Below are 17,095 nucleotides of genomic sequence, written 5' to 3'. Positions count from 1 at the left end.
CTGGCGTCAATCACCGCGCGCGGATTTGAACAGATATAGGAACACAAAAAGAGACCCGATCGACGTTGTTACGATACCTACGGGCAGTTCTTGAGGGGCCAAAAGCAGGCGGGACAGAATATCCGACATCGTCAGCAGGATCGCCCCGACGATAGCTGAGGTAATCAACAGGTTTCTGTGCAGCGTGCCGGCAATGCCCCGTGCAATATGAGGGACCATTAACCCGACAAAACCAATAACGCCGGCCACGGAAACAAAGCTCGCCGTCGCCAATGCCGCGACAAAGAACATACTAAATCGCAAGCCCTGAACGGGTATGCCAAGAGAGGACGCCGTGAAATCTCCGGTTAAAAGGGCATCCAGCCAGCGACTGCGGTAAAGAGCATAACTCAGGATCAGAGCCAGTCCGGTCAGAACCAGTGGGAATGTCTCCCACCGTGCAAGGCCCAACCCGCCAAGCATCCAGAAGATGACCGAATGCGCCGCGCGATTGTCGCCGGAAAAAATCAAATAGTTTGTGATGGCCGAGAACAGAAAGGACACGGCCAAACCGGCTAGAATCAGTTTTTCCGGCGCACTTGTGCGCAGGCCCTGAACCAGTGCCAGAACAATGCCCGAAGCAATCAAGCCTCCGCAAAATGCCGCCAAGGGCAGGGTCCAAATGCCCAGTACATCACCCGTGACGGTGATCACCAACACCGCCCCGGCAGCCGCGCCCGAGGACAGGCCAAACAAGAATGGATCGGCAAGATCGTTGCGCGTGGTTGTTTGCAAAACCACACCAACAACCCCCAATCCTGCCCCGATGACCGCGGCAAACAAGGCGCGGGGAAGGCGCAAGTCGAAAACGATCCGGTGAAGCGGGGACATGTCGCCATCGATCAGGCCTGTTCCTAGACCAATCGCGGCGACCACGTCCCGCACAGGAATATTTGTTGTTCCATAAACGATGGACAGCAGCAAAAGGGCGATCAGAACGATCGCCCCCAGCAAGATCGAACGGCCCAAATGGGCCATATCAGTTGGTCTCCGGGTGCATTGCCTTGACCATCTTTTCGATGGCCTCAATGTTTGCCGGGCCGGGTGTCAGCTCTTCGTAGCGCAGGCCGATCCAGCGCTCGTTCTTGACTGCATCGGTTTGAGACATGACGGGATGATCTTTCAGGAACTGGAAGGTATCTTCTGCACCGTTTCCTGTCTGATAGTCCAGCAGAACCAGGAATTCCGGGTTTGCAGCAGCCACGGTTTCCCACGACGTACGACCCCAGCTGGTGTCCATGTCATGGGTCACATTCTCTCCGCCTGCTGCGGCGATCATCGCGTCCGGTATCGCAAACTTACCAGCGGTAAACGGCGCATCTGCCGGCCCGTCCAACAGGAAGACACGTGGTTTGGGCAGATCAGCTGTTTTGGCTTCGATAGCGGCCAGTTGGTCTTTCCAGCCCGAGACAAGCTCTTGCGCCTTGGCTTCGACGCCCATGACCTGACCCAAACGCAGAACGTCGCCAAACAGCAGGTCCATACTGGCCTCTGGGCGATCTTTGCTCAGATGTACGCAGCTTTCGGTCAGAACCATGGTCTTGATGCCAAAGGGCGAAAGGGTGTCCGGAGTAACCTCGCCACCCGGCTGCATACCGTAATACCACCCTGCAAAGAACATGTCGGGTTCTACTGCGATGAGGTTCTCAACAGTAGGGTATTTTGGTGCAAGCTCTGGGATATCACCGCGCTGTGCATCAAAATCAGGGCTCGTCTTGTACCAGCCCGTGATGCCGGTCAGGCCCACGATCTTGTCTTGCAGGCCCAATGCGAACGCCATGTCGGTCATGTTCATGTCGTGGACAACGATCCGTTCGGGCGCGGTTTCAAAAACCAGCGGTTCGCCGCAATTGTCCACTGTGATGGCTTCTGCGACCGCGCCGCTTGCCAGGCCAGTGAACAGAGCCACAGGCCAAAGTTTCTGCATCATTGTAAGCTCCTGTTATGATGACAGTTTTCGTTTTCGAATATCCAGCGCTGGGATTATGCGGCCCTCATGCTGAAAGCACAGATAATCCACACCAAAGGTGTCGCGAACACGTTCTGAGGTCAGCACGTCGCTGACGGGCCCATAACCCGTCAGGCGTGTGGATTTCATCAAGGCCACATGCGTGGCGAATTCCGGGATCATGACCAGATCATGGACGATCATGACCACCGTGACGCCCAGCTCGGCCACCAAGGACAACATGTGCCCCTTGGCGTCTGGATCCAGGTGATTGGTCGGTTCGTCCAGAAACAACAGGGATGGGTTTTGTGCCAAAGCGCGCGCGATGTGAGCGCGCTGTCGCTCGCCACCCGATAGCTGGCTCATCGGCTTGCGGGAAAGATGAGACAATCCGGTTGTTTCCAGAACTCGATCAAGATCTACCTTGTGCTCGGTTGCCGATTTATCCGCCTGAATCGGGATTTGCCCAAGCGCAACATAGTCTCGCAAACGCAACCGACCGTCTGGCATTTCTTGCTGGCCTACGACCGCGATGGTTCGGGCACGCTCATGCGCGGACAAGGTGCGCAAGCTTTTGCCTCTTATAAGCACATCACCCAGTGCAATACGTTCTATTCCGCAAAGCAACTTGAGCAGTGTTGTTTTTCCCGCGCCATTCGGACCCGCAATTGCCAGAATCGAGCCCTCCTCCAAGCCGAAGGACACGTCCTGCAAAAGGACATCGCCGTTCAAAGCGTAATATTCGAGACCCTCGACCGACAGAAAACTCATGACACCCTCTCGGTTGGCAGGGCGGGTATTCGGGACAAGGTCTTGGTGAATAACGCGGGCGGGCGTTCGGTTGCACTTGTCCAGCCATCGGAACTAAGGCGGTATTGTCCGGCGAATTCCACCACTGCGTCCAGATCCAATTCCGTGTCGATGTCTCCAAACAGATACTGCGCCTTGCCCGGTGCCTGAAGGCCAATGGTGGTTGGTCGGGAACAACCTGCCATGCAATCAACTGTTCGAATTGCAAATCCTTCGGGCAATGTTTGCGCCAGTGCGCCAGTCACTTGATCGGTGGACATGGCACCTGTGCAGGTCGCACACACAAGAATGAAATGATCAGCGATTTTCGTCATTGCATGTAGCGCTTACTGCGGGTTGGATTGATATGCAATGTTATAACGTAACGTGGCATTGAATTAACGGCACCGCGGGATGCCTCAGCGCAGTAGGTATTGAAGAAGAGCTTATTTCTGTCAGTCACCTTTAACACTGTCCGCTCCGCTTGAAACCAAGCGCGGACAGAAGGTGCTACCAATGTAAACACGCGAAAAACGTGCCATCAAAGCCTCCTTCCAGGACGCCCCGCCCCGGGTTGGTTGAACATCGGATGGCAGGTCTCCTGACTTGCGGGTCAAGGCTCGGCCCACCTTCCCAACCCTTTCGGGGTCAGTGGCGTAATGGCGTCGCTCTCCGCTTACAGTTGCGGGGGCAGTCACGGACTTGGCAAAAAAACTGTGCCGCACCGTATTCCCATTTTCATCCCTTACGGAACCATCCCGCTCAGCTAGTCTCGTGGTGCTGGACTTGTCAAGCAAGAGAATGAGTGGCGTTTGACGAAATCACTTGGGCTCAGCCCAGTTGTCTGTCGGTTATTGTCAACCCGGTTTACGTCAGTAGTCGGAAACCAATAGGAAATCTGGCGCGGCATCTTCCTCAATCTTTGAAAATCGAGGGATCGGATCTTCGAACACATTATCCGTTCGATCATCATTCACAGTCGAAACCTCGCCGATAAGGCAATCACCGTGCTCGGCCCAGAACGCGTGCCAAACTCCGGGCATCAGGGTTACGCTTTGCCCTGGTTTCAGGCGTAGATGCTCACCTGGTTGCAACGTAACAGGGCAGGCATCGCTGGGCACTGTGACAGGCGTATGCCGGTCGATGCCACCTTCTGGGTCCGATGCATAAATCTCCATCACCAGATCGCCGCCGCCACGGTTGATGATGTCCTCTGCCTTGATGATGTGGCGATGCATCGGAGACAGTTGTTTGTCTTTCGAAATCAGCAATTTTTCTGCGTAAAGCATCCCGCGCCCAGACTGCAAATCATTCACTTCGCCGTTGCGCAGCGTGAAAAGAAACAGGCCCAGTTCATCAAACCGGCCCTGAGCGTAGTCGGTGATGTCCCACCCCAACCCGCGGCTGCGGATCGTTTGCGCCACTGGGCTGCGCATCTGTTCGGGTGACCAGTCTGCAAAAGGCGGCAGTACACCGCCAAAGGACTGGATGAACGCCTGCGCTTCGGATTTGATGCGATTTATGTCAGATCGTTTCATTGTTTTTTCCAAGAATTATAGCTCATGGTCCCAAGGCGGTTCCGCCCCAGCTCGAGATACGGTTACAGCTGCAACTTCGGCGCCCAGTTCCATGGCCGCGCGCAAAGAGTTGGCAGTTAAGTTGCGTACAGCAGGTTTTGTCAGATGCCCGGCGCGGCTGAGACCAGTGAGCACACCTGCATTGAACGTGTCGCCCGCACCGATCGTATCCACGACCTGCACCGGTTTTACCGGCACCGTCACTTGCGATCCATCCGCCAGATACCCGTTTGCGCCATCGCCGCCCCGGGTCACGATCAGCGCTGATGGTCCGGCTTGCAACAGCAAGGCTGCTTTGACTGCTTCGGGTTCCGCACCGGGAATGATCCAGTCCAGATCCTCGTCCGACACTTTCACGATATCGGACTGCGCGATCATGCGGTTCAAACGCGTTCGAAAGCGGGTTTGATCCTGAATAAAACCCGGACGAATGTTGGGATCCAACATGACAGGGCGGTCGTTTCCGTGTTGAGCCAACAAAGATGCATAGGCATCTGCACATGGCTCACACGCCAAGCTTATACCCCCAAGATACAATGCCGAGATGGCAGGGAGTTGGTCTGGCATATCTTCAGGTGCCAACATACGGCCAGCCGTGTTTTCATCAACGAAACTGTAGGTTGCGTGCCCATCTTCAAGTTGTACAAACGCAAGTGTAGTGGGACGATCCGAGACAATTACATGCGAAACGTCAACGTGGCTTGCCTTTAACGCGTTGATCAGCTGTTGACCAAACATATCCGTGGAGACACCGGTCAACATTCCCACGGACTCACCCAAGCGCCCCATGGCAACAGCGGTATTCAGGATCGCGCCACCCGTATGGGGCACAAAGCCGCGTGCGCCGGACACTGTCGGCTCGGCAATCATGTCAATCAGGGCTTCCCCACAGCACAGGATCATTCCAACGTCCTCTCCCAGAGCCTCAAGCGCACAAGTCGTTCATCGCTTTAGTGCGTTTTTGCAAAAATTGTTCGCCCCGATGATGCCGAACTCGGCCTGTTCTGAGACGTAAAGGTTCAAGGATTTACGAAGCTCGCTGAACCGCCCGCCGCCATTGAATGCGTCCTTGAAATCCTGATCAAACAGCCAGCGGTTTTTCTCGGCGACCCCGCCGACAAGAAACACTCCACCAGCAGGCATAAGCGTGACAGCCATATCACCCATAAGCGCGCCCAGATGCGTTGTGAACATCTGCGCAGTTTTGACTGCGATGGGGTCCGAAGCATCGCGGGCTTCGGTCAAAATGTCTTTGGCGGAACGAAAAGACGACCGCCCGGTGCCCGCTGCCAACCCAACGGCCTGATACAGGATAGGAAGGCCAGTTCCGCTCAGAAACATCTCTGCTTCCAAAGCAAGGCTATCGCCAAAGAAACAGTCAGGAGCAATGTGACGGGCGGCTTCAAAGACGTCGACCTCGTCCCGGTGACGCGGGTACAGCCCAACATGCCCACCTTCGCCGGAAACTGTGTGATAGTGACCTTCGGAAAAAAGCAATGCTCCGACGCCAAGTCCGGTGCCGGGGCCAACCACCAAACGCGTGCCTGCTGGTGGTTTCGCCTGACCTTGCAAAACCGAAACTTCGTTCTGTGTGACGTCAGCAACTGACCATGCCGCGGCCGTAAAGTCATTGATAACAAAAGTATGTTCCGCCCCGGTCGCCTGCGCCAGTTCCAACTCGGACAAGTCCAAATTGGCGTTTGTAAGGCGGATGACGCCGTCTCTGACAGGACCAGCCCCGGCGGCAACAACCGCCTGAGGATTTGTGCCAACCTCATCGCGCAAAGCGTGAAATGCGTTCAGCAGATCATCCAGAGTTCCCGTTGGGTGCTTGCGCAGGTCTGTCAGTTCGCCGTTTGTCACAACGCCCAGACGTGTATTTGTTCCACCGATGTCCGCAACCAAATTCCAGTGCTCATGCACAGATCCGGATGGTTGCGCTAACGGCTGAGAGACGTTCTGCCCCTCTGAAAGGGCGGATGTAAGCGCCACGAACGACGCTTTGGGCGTTCTTTCCAGAGTTTCAAAATCCACGTCCACCAGTCCAAACCTTTTCTCGTATCCGAAGGCCCATTCGTAATTGTCCAGCAGAGACCAGACAAAATAGCCTTTAACCGGAACACCTTGTGCCAAAGCGTCCTGCACGGCTGCAAGGTGTGTATCAAGATATTCGATACGGTCCTCATCCCGCACGCGCTCTGCGCTCGCCATTCCGTTTTCGGTGATATAGATTGGTAGCCCGCCCGTATAGTCCTTCTGTGTGCGAACCAGGAAACGGTTTAGGGCAGAAGGGTCTATTTCCCAACCCATTTGCGTTTTTGGCAATGGTCCTGGAACATCCGTCAAGCTGGGCCATGCGGAATCGTTCGAGGCAATCAGCTTTCGCGTGTAGTAGTTCAATCCGCACCAATCGACCGGTGTGCCAATTGTCTCGAAATCATCCTGCCAGCCAGAGGGCAAGTGCGGTTCAAGGCCGTCCAGTACCAATTTAGGATACTCTTTCCTGAATACACCACCAAGAAAGAACCGATTGTAAATCGCGTCATACCGGTCCGCTGCAAGTCGCGCTTCGACGCTCTCATCGGCGGGTTCTGCCCATTCAAGGTTGAACACCGCACCAAGGTTGCTCATGCCAAGGCTGCGCATGGCTTGAATGGCGCGTCCATGAGCAAGCAAAACGTGATGCATTGCGCGGGCCGTGGCGCGAATATCGCGCAAACCGGGCGCATGATGGCCCTCGAAATGGCTGAGCCAACTGACACACCATGGCTCGTTGATTGGGGCCGCACTGAACATCCTGTCACCGATGCGGCCCATGATGATTTCGGTGAAGTCTGCGAACCATCCCGCGATGTCTCGGTTGCACCAGCCCCCCTGATCCGCAAGAGCGGAGGGCAGTTCCCAGTGATACAGCGTCACACACGGGCGGATTCCGCGGGCCAGCAGCGCGTCTGCCAGCCGGTCATAGTAATCCAGCCCGGCTTGATTGATCTGGCCGCGACCTTCCGGCATGACACGCGCCCAGCTGGTTGAGAACCGATAACAGTCAAAACCGGCCTCGCGCACCAGATCAAAATCCTGCTCGAACCGGTTCAGGTGGTCGCAGGCCAGATCGCCGTTTTCCTCACGCACCACATTGCCGGGTGAGGCCGCAAATGTATCCCAGTGCGTTCGCCCGGCACCACCCTGTGCATGCCCTTCGATTTGATAAGCCGAGGTTGCGACCCCGAAAAGGAAATCTTTTGGGAAGTCAGCGCGAGAATGTTTCATGATTACGTCCTGTTGGGCGCAGGGCCAGTCGAGCGGCCAACAACCAGTTCGGCCTCAAGTAATTTGGTATTGGGCGGACCATCTGGAGACTTTATCCGATCAATCAGCATCTCTGCGGCCATTTCCCCGGCTTGGCGGACAGATGATCGAGTCGCTGTGAAAATAGGGATGTCTTGCCCGTTCTTCAGATACGAAAGGTCATCGTCATGTGCGATGACCGAAACGTCGCGCCCCATAACTAAGCCTGCTTCGTCAATCGCGCGTCTGACCCCGATGGCGGAAATCATCGAGGATGCCAAAATAGCTGTTGGAGGGTCATCAAGCTGCAACATGCCGTGCGTTTCCCGATGCCCGAAAACCTCGGTCATCTCGGCACGGCGCATCAGGTCAGGGTCTGCGATTATACCGCCTTGCTCCAGTGCCGCCAGATACCCCGCACGTCTGCGCTGTGCAAAATCCATCTCCTCCAACCCGTTGATAAGGGCGATCCTGCGGTGTCCAAGATCAATCAAAAACCGGGTCGCCCGCAAAAACGAGCTTTTGTTGTTTACATCTATCCAGTCGTAAGGCGTATCCGCGCCCGTTGAACGCCCATGCACGATGAACGGCACTCTCATGCGTTTGAGGACAGCGATCCGAGCTTCGTTCACTTTTGGACCTTGCAGCACAATACCATCAACGGCCCCTCGCTGAAAAAGGCTGCGATAGGCTTCTTCGATCGAGGTATCGTCAGCGTTGGTGAACATCATGTCGTACCCATGTTCGGCATATTTCTTTGCTGCTCCGGCGACAAAATCTCCGAAGATCGGGTTCACCATTTCATGTTGCGACGAACTGGGGATCACATGTCCGATAACCATGGATCGACCTGTTGCCAGCCCTTTTGCTCGGCTGTTGGGACGATACCCATGTTTCTGAGCGGCGGCTTGCACACGTACACGCGTTCCCTCGCTGACCTCGGGATAGCCGTTCAGCGCACGGCTTACCGTTGTTTGCGAAAGACCCAGAATTTCTGAGAGCTGCTTCAGGTTCATTTTGCTATTCAAAGCGCCTTCAATTGTGTGCTCGCACTTGTTGTGTGGGCAATTTAAGCGTCCGTCAACTTGTTTTGCCGCAATTGCCAGATTTATTAATATTGCTGGATCGGGAAAGCGAATTATTGACAGAGAGAAAATGTTAGCGGATAACACATCGCATCCAAAGCGCTTTGAAACTGAGTCTGCAAGCGCGCGAAAACTTGGGAGGAGGATGAGATGAGACACTCGCTTTATGCAGGTGCGGCGGTGTTCGCCCTGATGGCTGGATCTGTTCAGGCGGAAGGTGAATTGATCCACGCCGTAGGTGAGGGCAGCTTTGACTGGGACGGGTTTCAGGCTTTTGCCGATGCAAACGATCTGTCCGGGGAAAGCCTGACCATTTTTGGTCCCTGGCTGGCGGGTGAAGGCAAATCCTTTGAGAACCTTGTTGCGTATTTCGACGAAGCAACAGGCGCGAATTCCAGCTATGTGGGTTCAGATTCGCTTGAGCAGCAAATCCTCATTGACGCGGCAGCAGGCTCGGCGCCGAACCTGACGGTGTTTCCACAGCCCGGTCTGGCCGCAAACCTTGCGAAGCAGGGGTATCTGACACCGCTGGCCGAAGGATCGGCTGACTGGATCAAAGATAACTTTGCCGCAGGTCAGTCCTGGGTCGATCTGGGCACCTTCGAGAACGATCAAGGTGCTGCCGAGTTCTATGGTTTCTTCTTCAACGTGAACGTGAAATCTCTGGTCTGGTACATCCCGGAGAATTTTGAAGATTTCGGGTACGACGTGCCTCAGACCATGGAAGAGTTCAAAGCGCTGATGGACCAGATGGTCGAAGATGGCGAAACTCCGCTATGCGTTGGCCTGGCATCGGGTGGCGCGACCGGTTGGCCTGCAACCGACTGGGTAGAGGACCTGATGCTGCGCACCCAGCCGCCGGAAGTCTATGACCAGTGGGTGTCGAATGAGATGAAGTTTGACGATCCTCGGGTGATCGCCGCAATTGAGGAATATGGCAGCTTTACTCGCAACGATGACTATGTTGTCGGGGATGCTGACGACACCGCCGCGATTGACTTTCGCGACAGCCCCAAGGGTTTGTTCGACAGCCCTCCGGCCTGCATGATGCACCGCCAAGCGTCGTTTATTCCGGCGTACTTCCCTGAGGGCACTGAATTGGGCGTTGATGCCGATTTCTTCTATTTCCCGGCTTATGCAGAAAAGGATCTGGGTACTCCGGTACTTGGGGCGGGCACGCTGTTTACCGTCACCAACCCGAATCCTGCCGCCGAAGCGTTCATGGAGTTCCTCAAGACACCTTTTGCGCATGAGATCATGATGTCTCAAGACGGCTTCCTGACGCCTCACCTGGGTGCTAACCCTGAAAACTATTCCAACGACACCCAGCGTGGGCAGGGTGAAATCCTGACCAATGCCACCACTTTCCGCTTTGACGGGTCTGACCTGATGCCGGGTGCCGTTGGTGCGGGAACGTTCTGGACCGGGATGGTGGATTATTCGTCGGGTGCAAAAGACGCAGCCACCGTGGCCAGCGAAATCCAGTCGTCCTGGGACGCGGCCAAGTAATCAACCGCTGGGGCGGTCTAAGGATCGCCCCACTTGCCAAACGGATGAGCGCACCATGACACCGGCACTTCAAGGCCTGCTGACGATCGCCATCGGCGTGTCGGGTTGTGTGGGCTATTTCTACCTCTCCAACCAGTTTCTGGACAAAGTCCTGTTCCCGCCGCGCGGGCCGAATGCGGGGCGCAACATCAACCGGGCCAACATGATCCGGCCATGGCTGTTTCTGTTCCCTGCGCTGGCTGCGCTGGGGCTGTATCTGGCCTATCCGGTTGTTGAAACCCTGCGCCTGTCACTCACGGAGCGTGTGCCCGGCGGCGGGTACAAGTGGGTCGGTTTGGACAATTACTCGCAAATGGCGGCTGAGCCCAAATTTTGGGAGGCCATGCGCAACAACATGTTCTGGCTGATCGTTGTGCCGGCTATGTCAACGGCCTTTGGTCTGCTTGTTGCGCAACTGACTGACCGCATCCGCTGGGGCAACTTCGCCAAATCTCTGATCTTCATGCCGATGGCGATTTCTTTTGTCGGCGCTTCAGTGATCTGGAAACTGGTCTATGATGCGCGACCTGCAGAACAAGACCAGATTGGCATCCTGAACGCGCTCTATATCTTTTTTGGCGGGGCCGAACCGCAAACCTGGCTGACGGTCCCGTTCTGGAACAGCTTTTTCCTGATGATCGTTTTGGTCTGGATTCAGACCGGTTTTGCCATGGTCATCCTTTCGGCAGCCTTGCGGGGCATCCCCGAAGAAACCATTGAAGCAGCCATTCTGGACGGCGCGAATCCGTTCCAGATCTTCTTCAAGATCAAGGTACCCCAGATCAAGACAACCATCCTTGTGGTTTGGACGACGATCACAATCACCGTGCTCAAGGTCTTTGACATCGTTTTCGCGATGACCAACGGCCAGTGGGAGACACAGGTGCTGGCAAACTACATGTACGACAAGCTTTTCCGGGCCAATGACTGGGGCGTCGGATCAGCCTCGGCCATGGTGATTATGCTGCTGGTTGCTCCGATCCTCGTCTGGAACGTGCGCAATGCCCGCAAGGAGATGGAGTAAGCCATGAGCGATATTGCAGGAACCAAACCGGCGCTCAGATGGGTTGTACACCTTTCGGTCATCTTTCTTGTGGTGTTGTGGGTCATTCCAACTTTGGGTCTGTTGGTCTCGTCCTTTCGGACAGCCGACCAAATCTCATCAAGCGGGTGGTGGCGATCGCTGTTTCCATCCGAGCAGAACCTGACCCTTCGCAGCGCCGCACCTGAAACACAGGTGTTGGAAAACGGCGTATACGTGATTGAAGGCCAATTGTTTGACGCGGGCGAGCAGGCAAAGATTTCGAGCTGGGGCATCAGTGCGCGCGAAGTCGACGCCTTTGCGCCCGGCCAAACGGCTGAACTACGCCGAGGTGGCACGATCACAGTGGACGCTGATGGTTATTACCGGATGGAAAACACCGAAGAGTTCTCCGGAAACCGCGGCGCACGTATCTTTGTGACGGCTGAGTTGCCGCCCGAGTTCACTTTGGACAACTACCAGAAAGTTCTTCTGGATCAAAGCAGTACGGACAGCATGGCCAAGGCGTTCTTCAATACGCTGACCGTGACGATCCCGGCAACAATCATCCCGATTCTGGTTGCCGCCTTTGCGGCCTATGCGCTGGCTTGGATGGATTTTCCCGGTCGGGCGTTGTTAATCGCGGCGGTTGTTGGGCTGTTGGTTGTTCCGCTTCAGCTTGCCCTGATCCCCTTGCTGAAATTCCACCTGAATATCGGCATCGGCAAGGGTTATCTGGGCGTCTGGCTGGCACATACCGGGTTCGGGATGCCTTTGGCGATTTATCTGCTTCGCAACTACATGGCCGGATTGCCGCGTGACCTGATCGAAAATGCCCGCGTCGACGGCGCCACTGAATTCCAGATCTTCACCAAACTGATCCTGCCGCTCAGCTTCCCGGCGCTGGCGTCTTTCGCGATCTTCCAGTTCCTTTGGACATGGAACGACCTTCTGGTTGCGAAGGTCTTCCTGATCGACGCGACAGGCCAGACGACCGTGATGACCAACCGCATCGTCGAGCTTTTGGGGACGCGAGGTGGCAACTGGGAAATTCTTGCGACCGCCGCTTTTGTCTCGATCTTTGTGCCGCTGGTCGTTTTCTTCGCAATGCAAAAATACCTGGTCCGGGGCCTGTTGGCCGGATCTGTAAAATAGAGGCGTCTGATGAACGTGCAGAACAACTTTGAACACAGCAAAGCAACAAAACTGTCTTCGGATTGGTGGCGAGGAGGGGTGATCTATCAGATCTACCCGCGCAGTTTTCAGGACAGCAACGGCGATGGGGTCGGTGACTTGAAAGGCATCACCGCGCGACTGGATTATATCGCGTCGCTCGGCGTTGATGCGATCTGGATCTCACCGTTTTTCAAGTCACCAATGAAAGACTTTGGATACGATGTCAGCGATTATCGCGATGTCGACCCCATGTTCGGAACGCTGGAGGACTTCAAAGAGCTTCTGGATCAGGCGCATGCCAAAGGACTGAAGATCATGATCGATCTGGTTCTGTCGCACACGTCGGACCAGCACCCTTGGTTCAGCGAAAGCCGCAGCAGCCGTGAAAACCCGAAATCCGACTGGTATGTATGGGCTGACCCCAAGCCGGATGGCACACCACCAAACAACTGGCTTTCGATCTTTGGCGGCTCGGCGTGGCAATGGGATTCTCGCCGCCTGCAGTACTATCTGCACAACTTCCTGACATCGCAGCCGGATTTGAACTTCCACTGCCCGGATGTTCAGGATGCTTTGTTGGACGTCGCACGGTTCTGGCTTGATCTTGGTGTAGACGGCTTTCGGTTGGACACAATCAATTTTTACTTCCATGACAAGGAACTGCGCAACAACCCAGCCCTGCCAATGGATCAGCGCAACGCGTCGATTGCACCAGCAGTCAACCCGTACAACCATCAGGACCACCTGTTCTCGAAAAGCCAACCCGAAAATATCGCATTCCTTGAACGGCTGCGCGCGCTGACGGACGCATACGAAGGCCGCGCGTGCCTGGGCGAGGTCGGCGATGCGCAGCGTGGGCTCGAGATCATGGGCGAATACACCTCGGGCGACAAGCGGATGCACATGTGCTATGCGTTTGAGTTTCTCGAGAAACGCGCACTGACGGCAAGTTACACCAAACATGTCTTTGACCAATTGCAGGCCAAGGCAGGGGATGCATGGCCCTGTTGGGCGTTTTCGAACCATGACGTGCAACGCCATGCCTCTCGCTGGAATTTGGATGATACCGCGGCCCGGCAACATGCGGTTCTCATGATGTGCCTACGTGGCTCGGCTTGCCTGTATCAAGGCGAAGAATTGGGCCTGCACGAAGCAGATGTGCCGTTTGAGAAGCTACAAGATCCCTATGGCATCGAGTTCTGGCCCGAATTCAAAGGCCGCGACGGTTGCCGTACGCCAATGGTTTGGCAAGCGCAGGATGAACAGTCCGGCTTCAGCACCGCAGAACCCTGGCTGCCGGTCAGCGTCCAGCAGGCTGAGCACGCGGTAGACCGGGCCGAGGCGGATCCGCAATCGATGCTGAACCACTATCGCCGCGCCATTGCACTGCGTCATGCACACCCGGCTTTGGCATCTGGACGCCTGTCTGAGATGAACGAAATAGGTCCGGTTCTGACTTTCCTGCGTGAGGATAGTTCCGAGCAAGTTTTCTGTGCGTTCAACCTCGGATCAGACACCACAGAGGTGAAGGTACCGGACGGCGATTGGCAGTCCATCGGTCTGGAATTGGGTGGCATTCAAGGCGACAATTCAATCACTTTGGCGGCTTCGCAATTCTGCCTGATGGTTCGGGGAAAGGGATAAGACATGTCTGAACTCAACCTAACGGATGTCGCCAAGTCTTATGGCCCTGTTGACGTTCTGAAGAACATCAATCTCGACATTGAGCAGGGCGAACTGATCGTTTTTGTTGGTCCTTCCGGTTGTGGGAAATCCACTCTGCTTCGGATGATTGCCGGTTTAGAAAAGATTACAGGCGGCACGCTGGAAATCGAAGGGCAGGTCATGAACGATGTGCCGCCCGCACAACGGGGCATCGCGATGGTTTTTCAAAGCTACGCCCTGTATCCCCACATGACCGTGCGCGAAAACATGGCGTTTGCCCTGAAAATCGCCAAGATGCCTACGGCCGAGATTGACGCTGCGGTAGAGCGTGCCGCCAAGATTCTGCAACTGGACCCCTTTCTGGACCGGTTGCCCAAAGCTCTATCCGGCGGTCAGCGACAACGTGTTGCGATCGGGCGCGCGATCGTGCGCGACCCGAAAGTGTATCTGTTTGATGAGCCTCTGTCGAACCTTGACGCAGCCCTCCGGGTCGCCACACGGATCGAAATCGCGCGGCTGAAAGAGGCCATGCCCGACAGCACCATGATCTACGTCACCCACGATCAGGTCGAAGCGATGACATTGGCCAGCCGAATTGTGGTTTTGGCCAACAAGGGCATTGCGCAGGTTGGCACGCCGCTTGAACTTTATGAAACGCCCGACAACGAGTTTGTGGCCCAATTCATTGGCTCGCCTTCAATGAACCTTTTGCCCGGAACGATCACCGGAACGGGGGCGACAACGACTGTCGAGCTTGCCTCGGGCGGCACCGCCGTTTCCGCGATTCCGACCGAGGACAGTGATCAGGGTAAGCAGGTCAAGATCGGGGTGCGCCCTGAAGACTTTGTCATCACAGAAAGCACCGCGATCCTGACTGGAACCGTTGATTTCACCGAGGCTTTGGGTGAAGTCACACTGTTGTACTTTGAAAAAACCGCGGACGCAGAAGCGCCAATTGCCAAACTGCCTGGTGTTCAAAGGAATATGCGCGGACAAACGGTTTCCGTGACCGCAGCCCCTGAAAAAGTACACCTGTTCCACAACGGCGTATCGATGCGAAAGTGATAGCAACTGGCGTTCAACGCGACGCTTGACAACGCGATAGTTCGTATTCCACCATAATTGAAACGTTTCAATGGTGGTGAATGAGAGTTTCAGCCCAGCTTTATACCGTCCGGCAATGTGGCGATCTGTCAGATCAGCTGCGTCTGGTTGCAGCTTGCGGTTTTACTGATGTCGAAACCACTGGCCTGCATGATCTCAGCCCGCGGCAGATGGCACGCATTGTTCATCAATCGGGTTTAAATGTTCGGTCGGCGCATTTTGACTGGGAAGAGTTCGACACCCGTTTCGACGAGGTCGTCGAAGTTCTGGGTCTTTTGGAATGCCAGGTGGCCGTCATGCCTTGGCTGGCGCCCCAGGTGCGGCCCGACACTGCCCGGGGATGGATGGCAGTGTCGGGCCAGTTGTCTGAATGGGCTGATCAGCTTAGTGAACACGGCATCCGCCTTGCCTATCACAATCATGATTTTGATTTGGTGGGAAACCCCGGTGAAACGCCTCTGGATCAAATACTGGCTCAGGGGAAAGTTTATTGGCAGCCGGATGTCGGCTGGCTGCAAGCTGCTGGCCTGAACCCTGCGGCAACACTCACTCTCCACGCGGACCGAATCCTGTCGGTCCATGCAAAAGACATCGATCCGGATGCTGGGACAGGTGACGAATGTTGGCGCGATCTGGGTGAGGGCGTTGTGGACTGGGGTGCCACATTAAATGCCCTCGCGCACAGCAACTGCACCGATCTGTTTGTAGAACATGACGAAAGTTCTAATCACAGACGCACGTTGAACACAGGGCGGATGTTCCTGACCGAACAGCTGATCGGGGCCACCTGATGGCGCGGGCGACGATCAAATCGATTGCCAAGAAGACAGGCTATTCTGTTGGCACAGTCTCGAACGCGTTGCGGGATGCCCCGTCAGTGAAACAAGAAACGCGGGAGGAGGTTCAAAAGGCCGCCGCCGCCTTAGGCTATCGCGTCAACCTGGATGGGCTCAAGCTGCGCACCAACAAATCCTATCGGATCGCGGTATTGGTGAGCGTGTCGGAAGAGTCCGCCGAGGAATGGGAAGGCGTAGAATTCACGCGTATTTTGGCCGGAATTTCAGGCGCGGTTCAGGGGTCGCGCTATCAACTCAGCGTTTTCAGCATCAGCGAAAGCGACACTGAGCTGGAGACCTTGCGCTCAATCGTGCAAGAGGGTTTGGCCGACGGCGTGATCTTCTCGGGCACCCGTGTGAACGACCCGCGCATCGCATATTTGCAGGCCAAAAGATTCCCTTTCGTCACATATGGTATGAGCGACAGTACCCGGCCGCATGCCTATGTAGACCTCGACAGTCAGGCGGCTGCCTTCGATGCGACAGCGCGATTGATCCGCCTGGGTCATCTTCGGATCGCATTGATCAACCCTCCTGATGATCTGATCTATGCGCAACAACGACTTAAGGGTTATGCAGATGCTTTGTCAGAGGCAGGGGTAGGTTTCGACCCGACACTGATAGAAACCGGGCCAACGACAGCAGAGACAGGCCAAGTTTCCTTTTCGGCACTATTGAAACTGCCGAACCCACCAAGCGCTATAATTTGCGCTAACGAGGCGATGACCCTTGGCGCCTTGTCAGCCGCAGCCAAAACAGGAGTGAGGGTAGGGCAGGACGTTGTAGTCATTTCAAACGATGACCTGAAACTCAGCCAGTACTTTGTGCCCCCGCCCAGCACCTATTACCTGCCCATTGGTGAAACGAGCCGCCTGTTGGGAGAGTTCATGCTGAAAGCCTTGGACGGCGCTGACCCGCCAGAGATTCAAAAAAAGATCAGGGCCAAACTGATCGAGCGGCAACCTGACACACCTGCGTCACAAGATGCGCAAGTAACCTAGACCAACAGAGGAGAGACC

At 55.5% G+C, this 17,095-nt stretch carries 15 protein-coding genes, 1 pseudogene and 1 riboswitch; of the genes and pseudogenes, 7 read left to right on the top strand and 9 right to left on the bottom strand.

Going from position 1 to position 17,095, the window contains the following annotated elements:
• Window positions 1–6: 6 nt before the first annotated feature.
• The 9 genes and pseudogenes from GS646_RS19950 to GS646_RS19915 all read right to left on the bottom strand — a co-directional run bounded on the left by GS646_RS19950 (window position 7) and on the right by GS646_RS19915 (window position 8,657).
• Window positions 7–1,017, bottom strand: coding sequence for an iron ABC transporter permease (locus GS646_RS19950; protein WP_171094819.1), 1,011 nt, complete (start codon window positions 1,015–1,017; stop codon window positions 7–9).
• Between the two features lies 1 nt (window position 1,018).
• The gene (locus GS646_RS19945) at window positions 1,019–1,969 is read right to left on the bottom strand and encodes an ABC transporter substrate-binding protein (protein ID WP_253746464.1); all 951 of its coding nucleotides are present in this window, start codon (window positions 1,967–1,969) and stop codon (window positions 1,019–1,021) included.
• 12 nt (window positions 1,970–1,981) lie between these two features.
• Entirely contained in the window at window positions 1,982–2,758 is a 777-nt protein-coding gene (locus GS646_RS19940; RefSeq protein WP_171185448.1) for an ABC transporter ATP-binding protein, read from the bottom strand.
• Complete coding sequence (locus GS646_RS19935; RefSeq protein WP_171185450.1) at window positions 2,755–3,111, bottom strand: DUF1636 domain-containing protein; 357 nt, start codon at window positions 3,109–3,111, stop codon at window positions 2,755–2,757. The genes GS646_RS19940 and GS646_RS19935 overlap by 4 nt, the downstream gene beginning before the upstream one ends.
• Window positions 3,112–3,349: 238 nt before the next feature.
• Window positions 3,350–3,549: riboswitch (cobalamin riboswitch) on the bottom strand.
• A gap of 99 nt (window positions 3,550–3,648) precedes the next feature.
• Window positions 3,649–4,314 (bottom strand): D-lyxose/D-mannose family sugar isomerase, encoded by a 666-nt coding sequence (locus tag GS646_RS19930; RefSeq protein WP_171185451.1) that lies wholly within the window; start codon window positions 4,312–4,314, stop codon window positions 3,649–3,651.
• 15 nt (window positions 4,315–4,329) lie between these two features.
• The gene (locus GS646_RS19925) at window positions 4,330–5,256 is read right to left on the bottom strand and encodes a carbohydrate kinase (protein ID WP_171647193.1); all 927 of its coding nucleotides are present in this window, start codon (window positions 5,254–5,256) and stop codon (window positions 4,330–4,332) included.
• Between the two features lie 39 nt (window positions 5,257–5,295).
• On the bottom strand, window positions 5,296–6,276 hold the full coding sequence (locus GS646_RS23010) for an ROK family protein (RefSeq protein WP_371732126.1): 981 nt from the start codon (window positions 6,274–6,276) through the stop codon (window positions 5,296–5,298).
• 45 nt (window positions 6,277–6,321) lie between these two features.
• A pseudogene (locus GS646_RS23005) lies at window positions 6,322–7,623 on the bottom strand (GH1 family beta-glucosidase); the annotation flags it as partial.
• 2 nt (window positions 7,624–7,625) lie between these two features.
• A complete protein-coding gene (locus GS646_RS19915; protein WP_171185457.1) occupies window positions 7,626–8,657 on the bottom strand; it encodes a LacI family DNA-binding transcriptional regulator in 1,032 nt (343 codons plus the stop codon).
• A 219-nt stretch (window positions 8,658–8,876) separates the two neighbouring features.
• Here GS646_RS19915 and GS646_RS19910 point away from each other — a divergent pair, with 219 nt between their 5' ends.
• From GS646_RS19910 to GS646_RS19880, 7 genes are all read left to right on the top strand, one after another.
• A complete protein-coding gene (locus GS646_RS19910) occupies window positions 8,877–10,235 on the top strand; it encodes an ABC transporter substrate-binding protein (RefSeq protein ID WP_171185459.1) in 1,359 nt (452 codons plus the stop codon).
• Window positions 10,236–10,290: 55 nt separating this feature from the next.
• On the top strand, window positions 10,291–11,298 hold the full coding sequence (locus GS646_RS19905) for a carbohydrate ABC transporter permease (RefSeq protein WP_171185461.1): 1,008 nt from the start codon (window positions 10,291–10,293) through the stop codon (window positions 11,296–11,298).
• Window positions 11,299–11,301: 3 nt separating this feature from the next.
• On the top strand, window positions 11,302–12,450 hold the full coding sequence (locus tag GS646_RS19900) for a carbohydrate ABC transporter permease (RefSeq protein WP_171185463.1): 1,149 nt from the start codon (window positions 11,302–11,304) through the stop codon (window positions 12,448–12,450).
• 9 nt (window positions 12,451–12,459) lie between these two features.
• Window positions 12,460–14,115 (top strand): alpha-glucosidase, encoded by a 1,656-nt coding sequence (locus GS646_RS19895; RefSeq protein WP_171185464.1) that lies wholly within the window; start codon window positions 12,460–12,462, stop codon window positions 14,113–14,115.
• Window positions 14,116–14,118: 3 nt separating this feature from the next.
• The gene (locus tag GS646_RS19890) at window positions 14,119–15,201 is read left to right on the top strand and encodes an ABC transporter ATP-binding protein (protein WP_171094797.1); all 1,083 of its coding nucleotides are present in this window, start codon (window positions 14,119–14,121) and stop codon (window positions 15,199–15,201) included.
• 80 nt (window positions 15,202–15,281) lie between these two features.
• Window positions 15,282–16,031, top strand: coding sequence for a sugar phosphate isomerase/epimerase (locus GS646_RS19885; protein WP_171185466.1), 750 nt, complete (start codon window positions 15,282–15,284; stop codon window positions 16,029–16,031).
• The gene (locus GS646_RS19880; RefSeq protein ID WP_171185468.1) at window positions 16,031–17,077 is read left to right on the top strand and encodes a LacI family transcriptional regulator; all 1,047 of its coding nucleotides are present in this window, start codon (window positions 16,031–16,033) and stop codon (window positions 17,075–17,077) included. The genes GS646_RS19885 and GS646_RS19880 overlap by 1 nt, the downstream gene beginning before the upstream one ends.
• Window positions 17,078–17,095 lie beyond the last annotated feature (18 nt).

Origin of the sequence: Ruegeria sp. HKCCD4315 (assembly GCF_013112245.1) — a bacterium.
GTDB lineage: Bacteria > Pseudomonadota > Alphaproteobacteria > Rhodobacterales > Rhodobacteraceae > Ruegeria.
The sequence above is the reverse complement of the archived record's forward strand: the minus strand, read 5'-3'. Positions and strand labels throughout refer to the sequence as shown.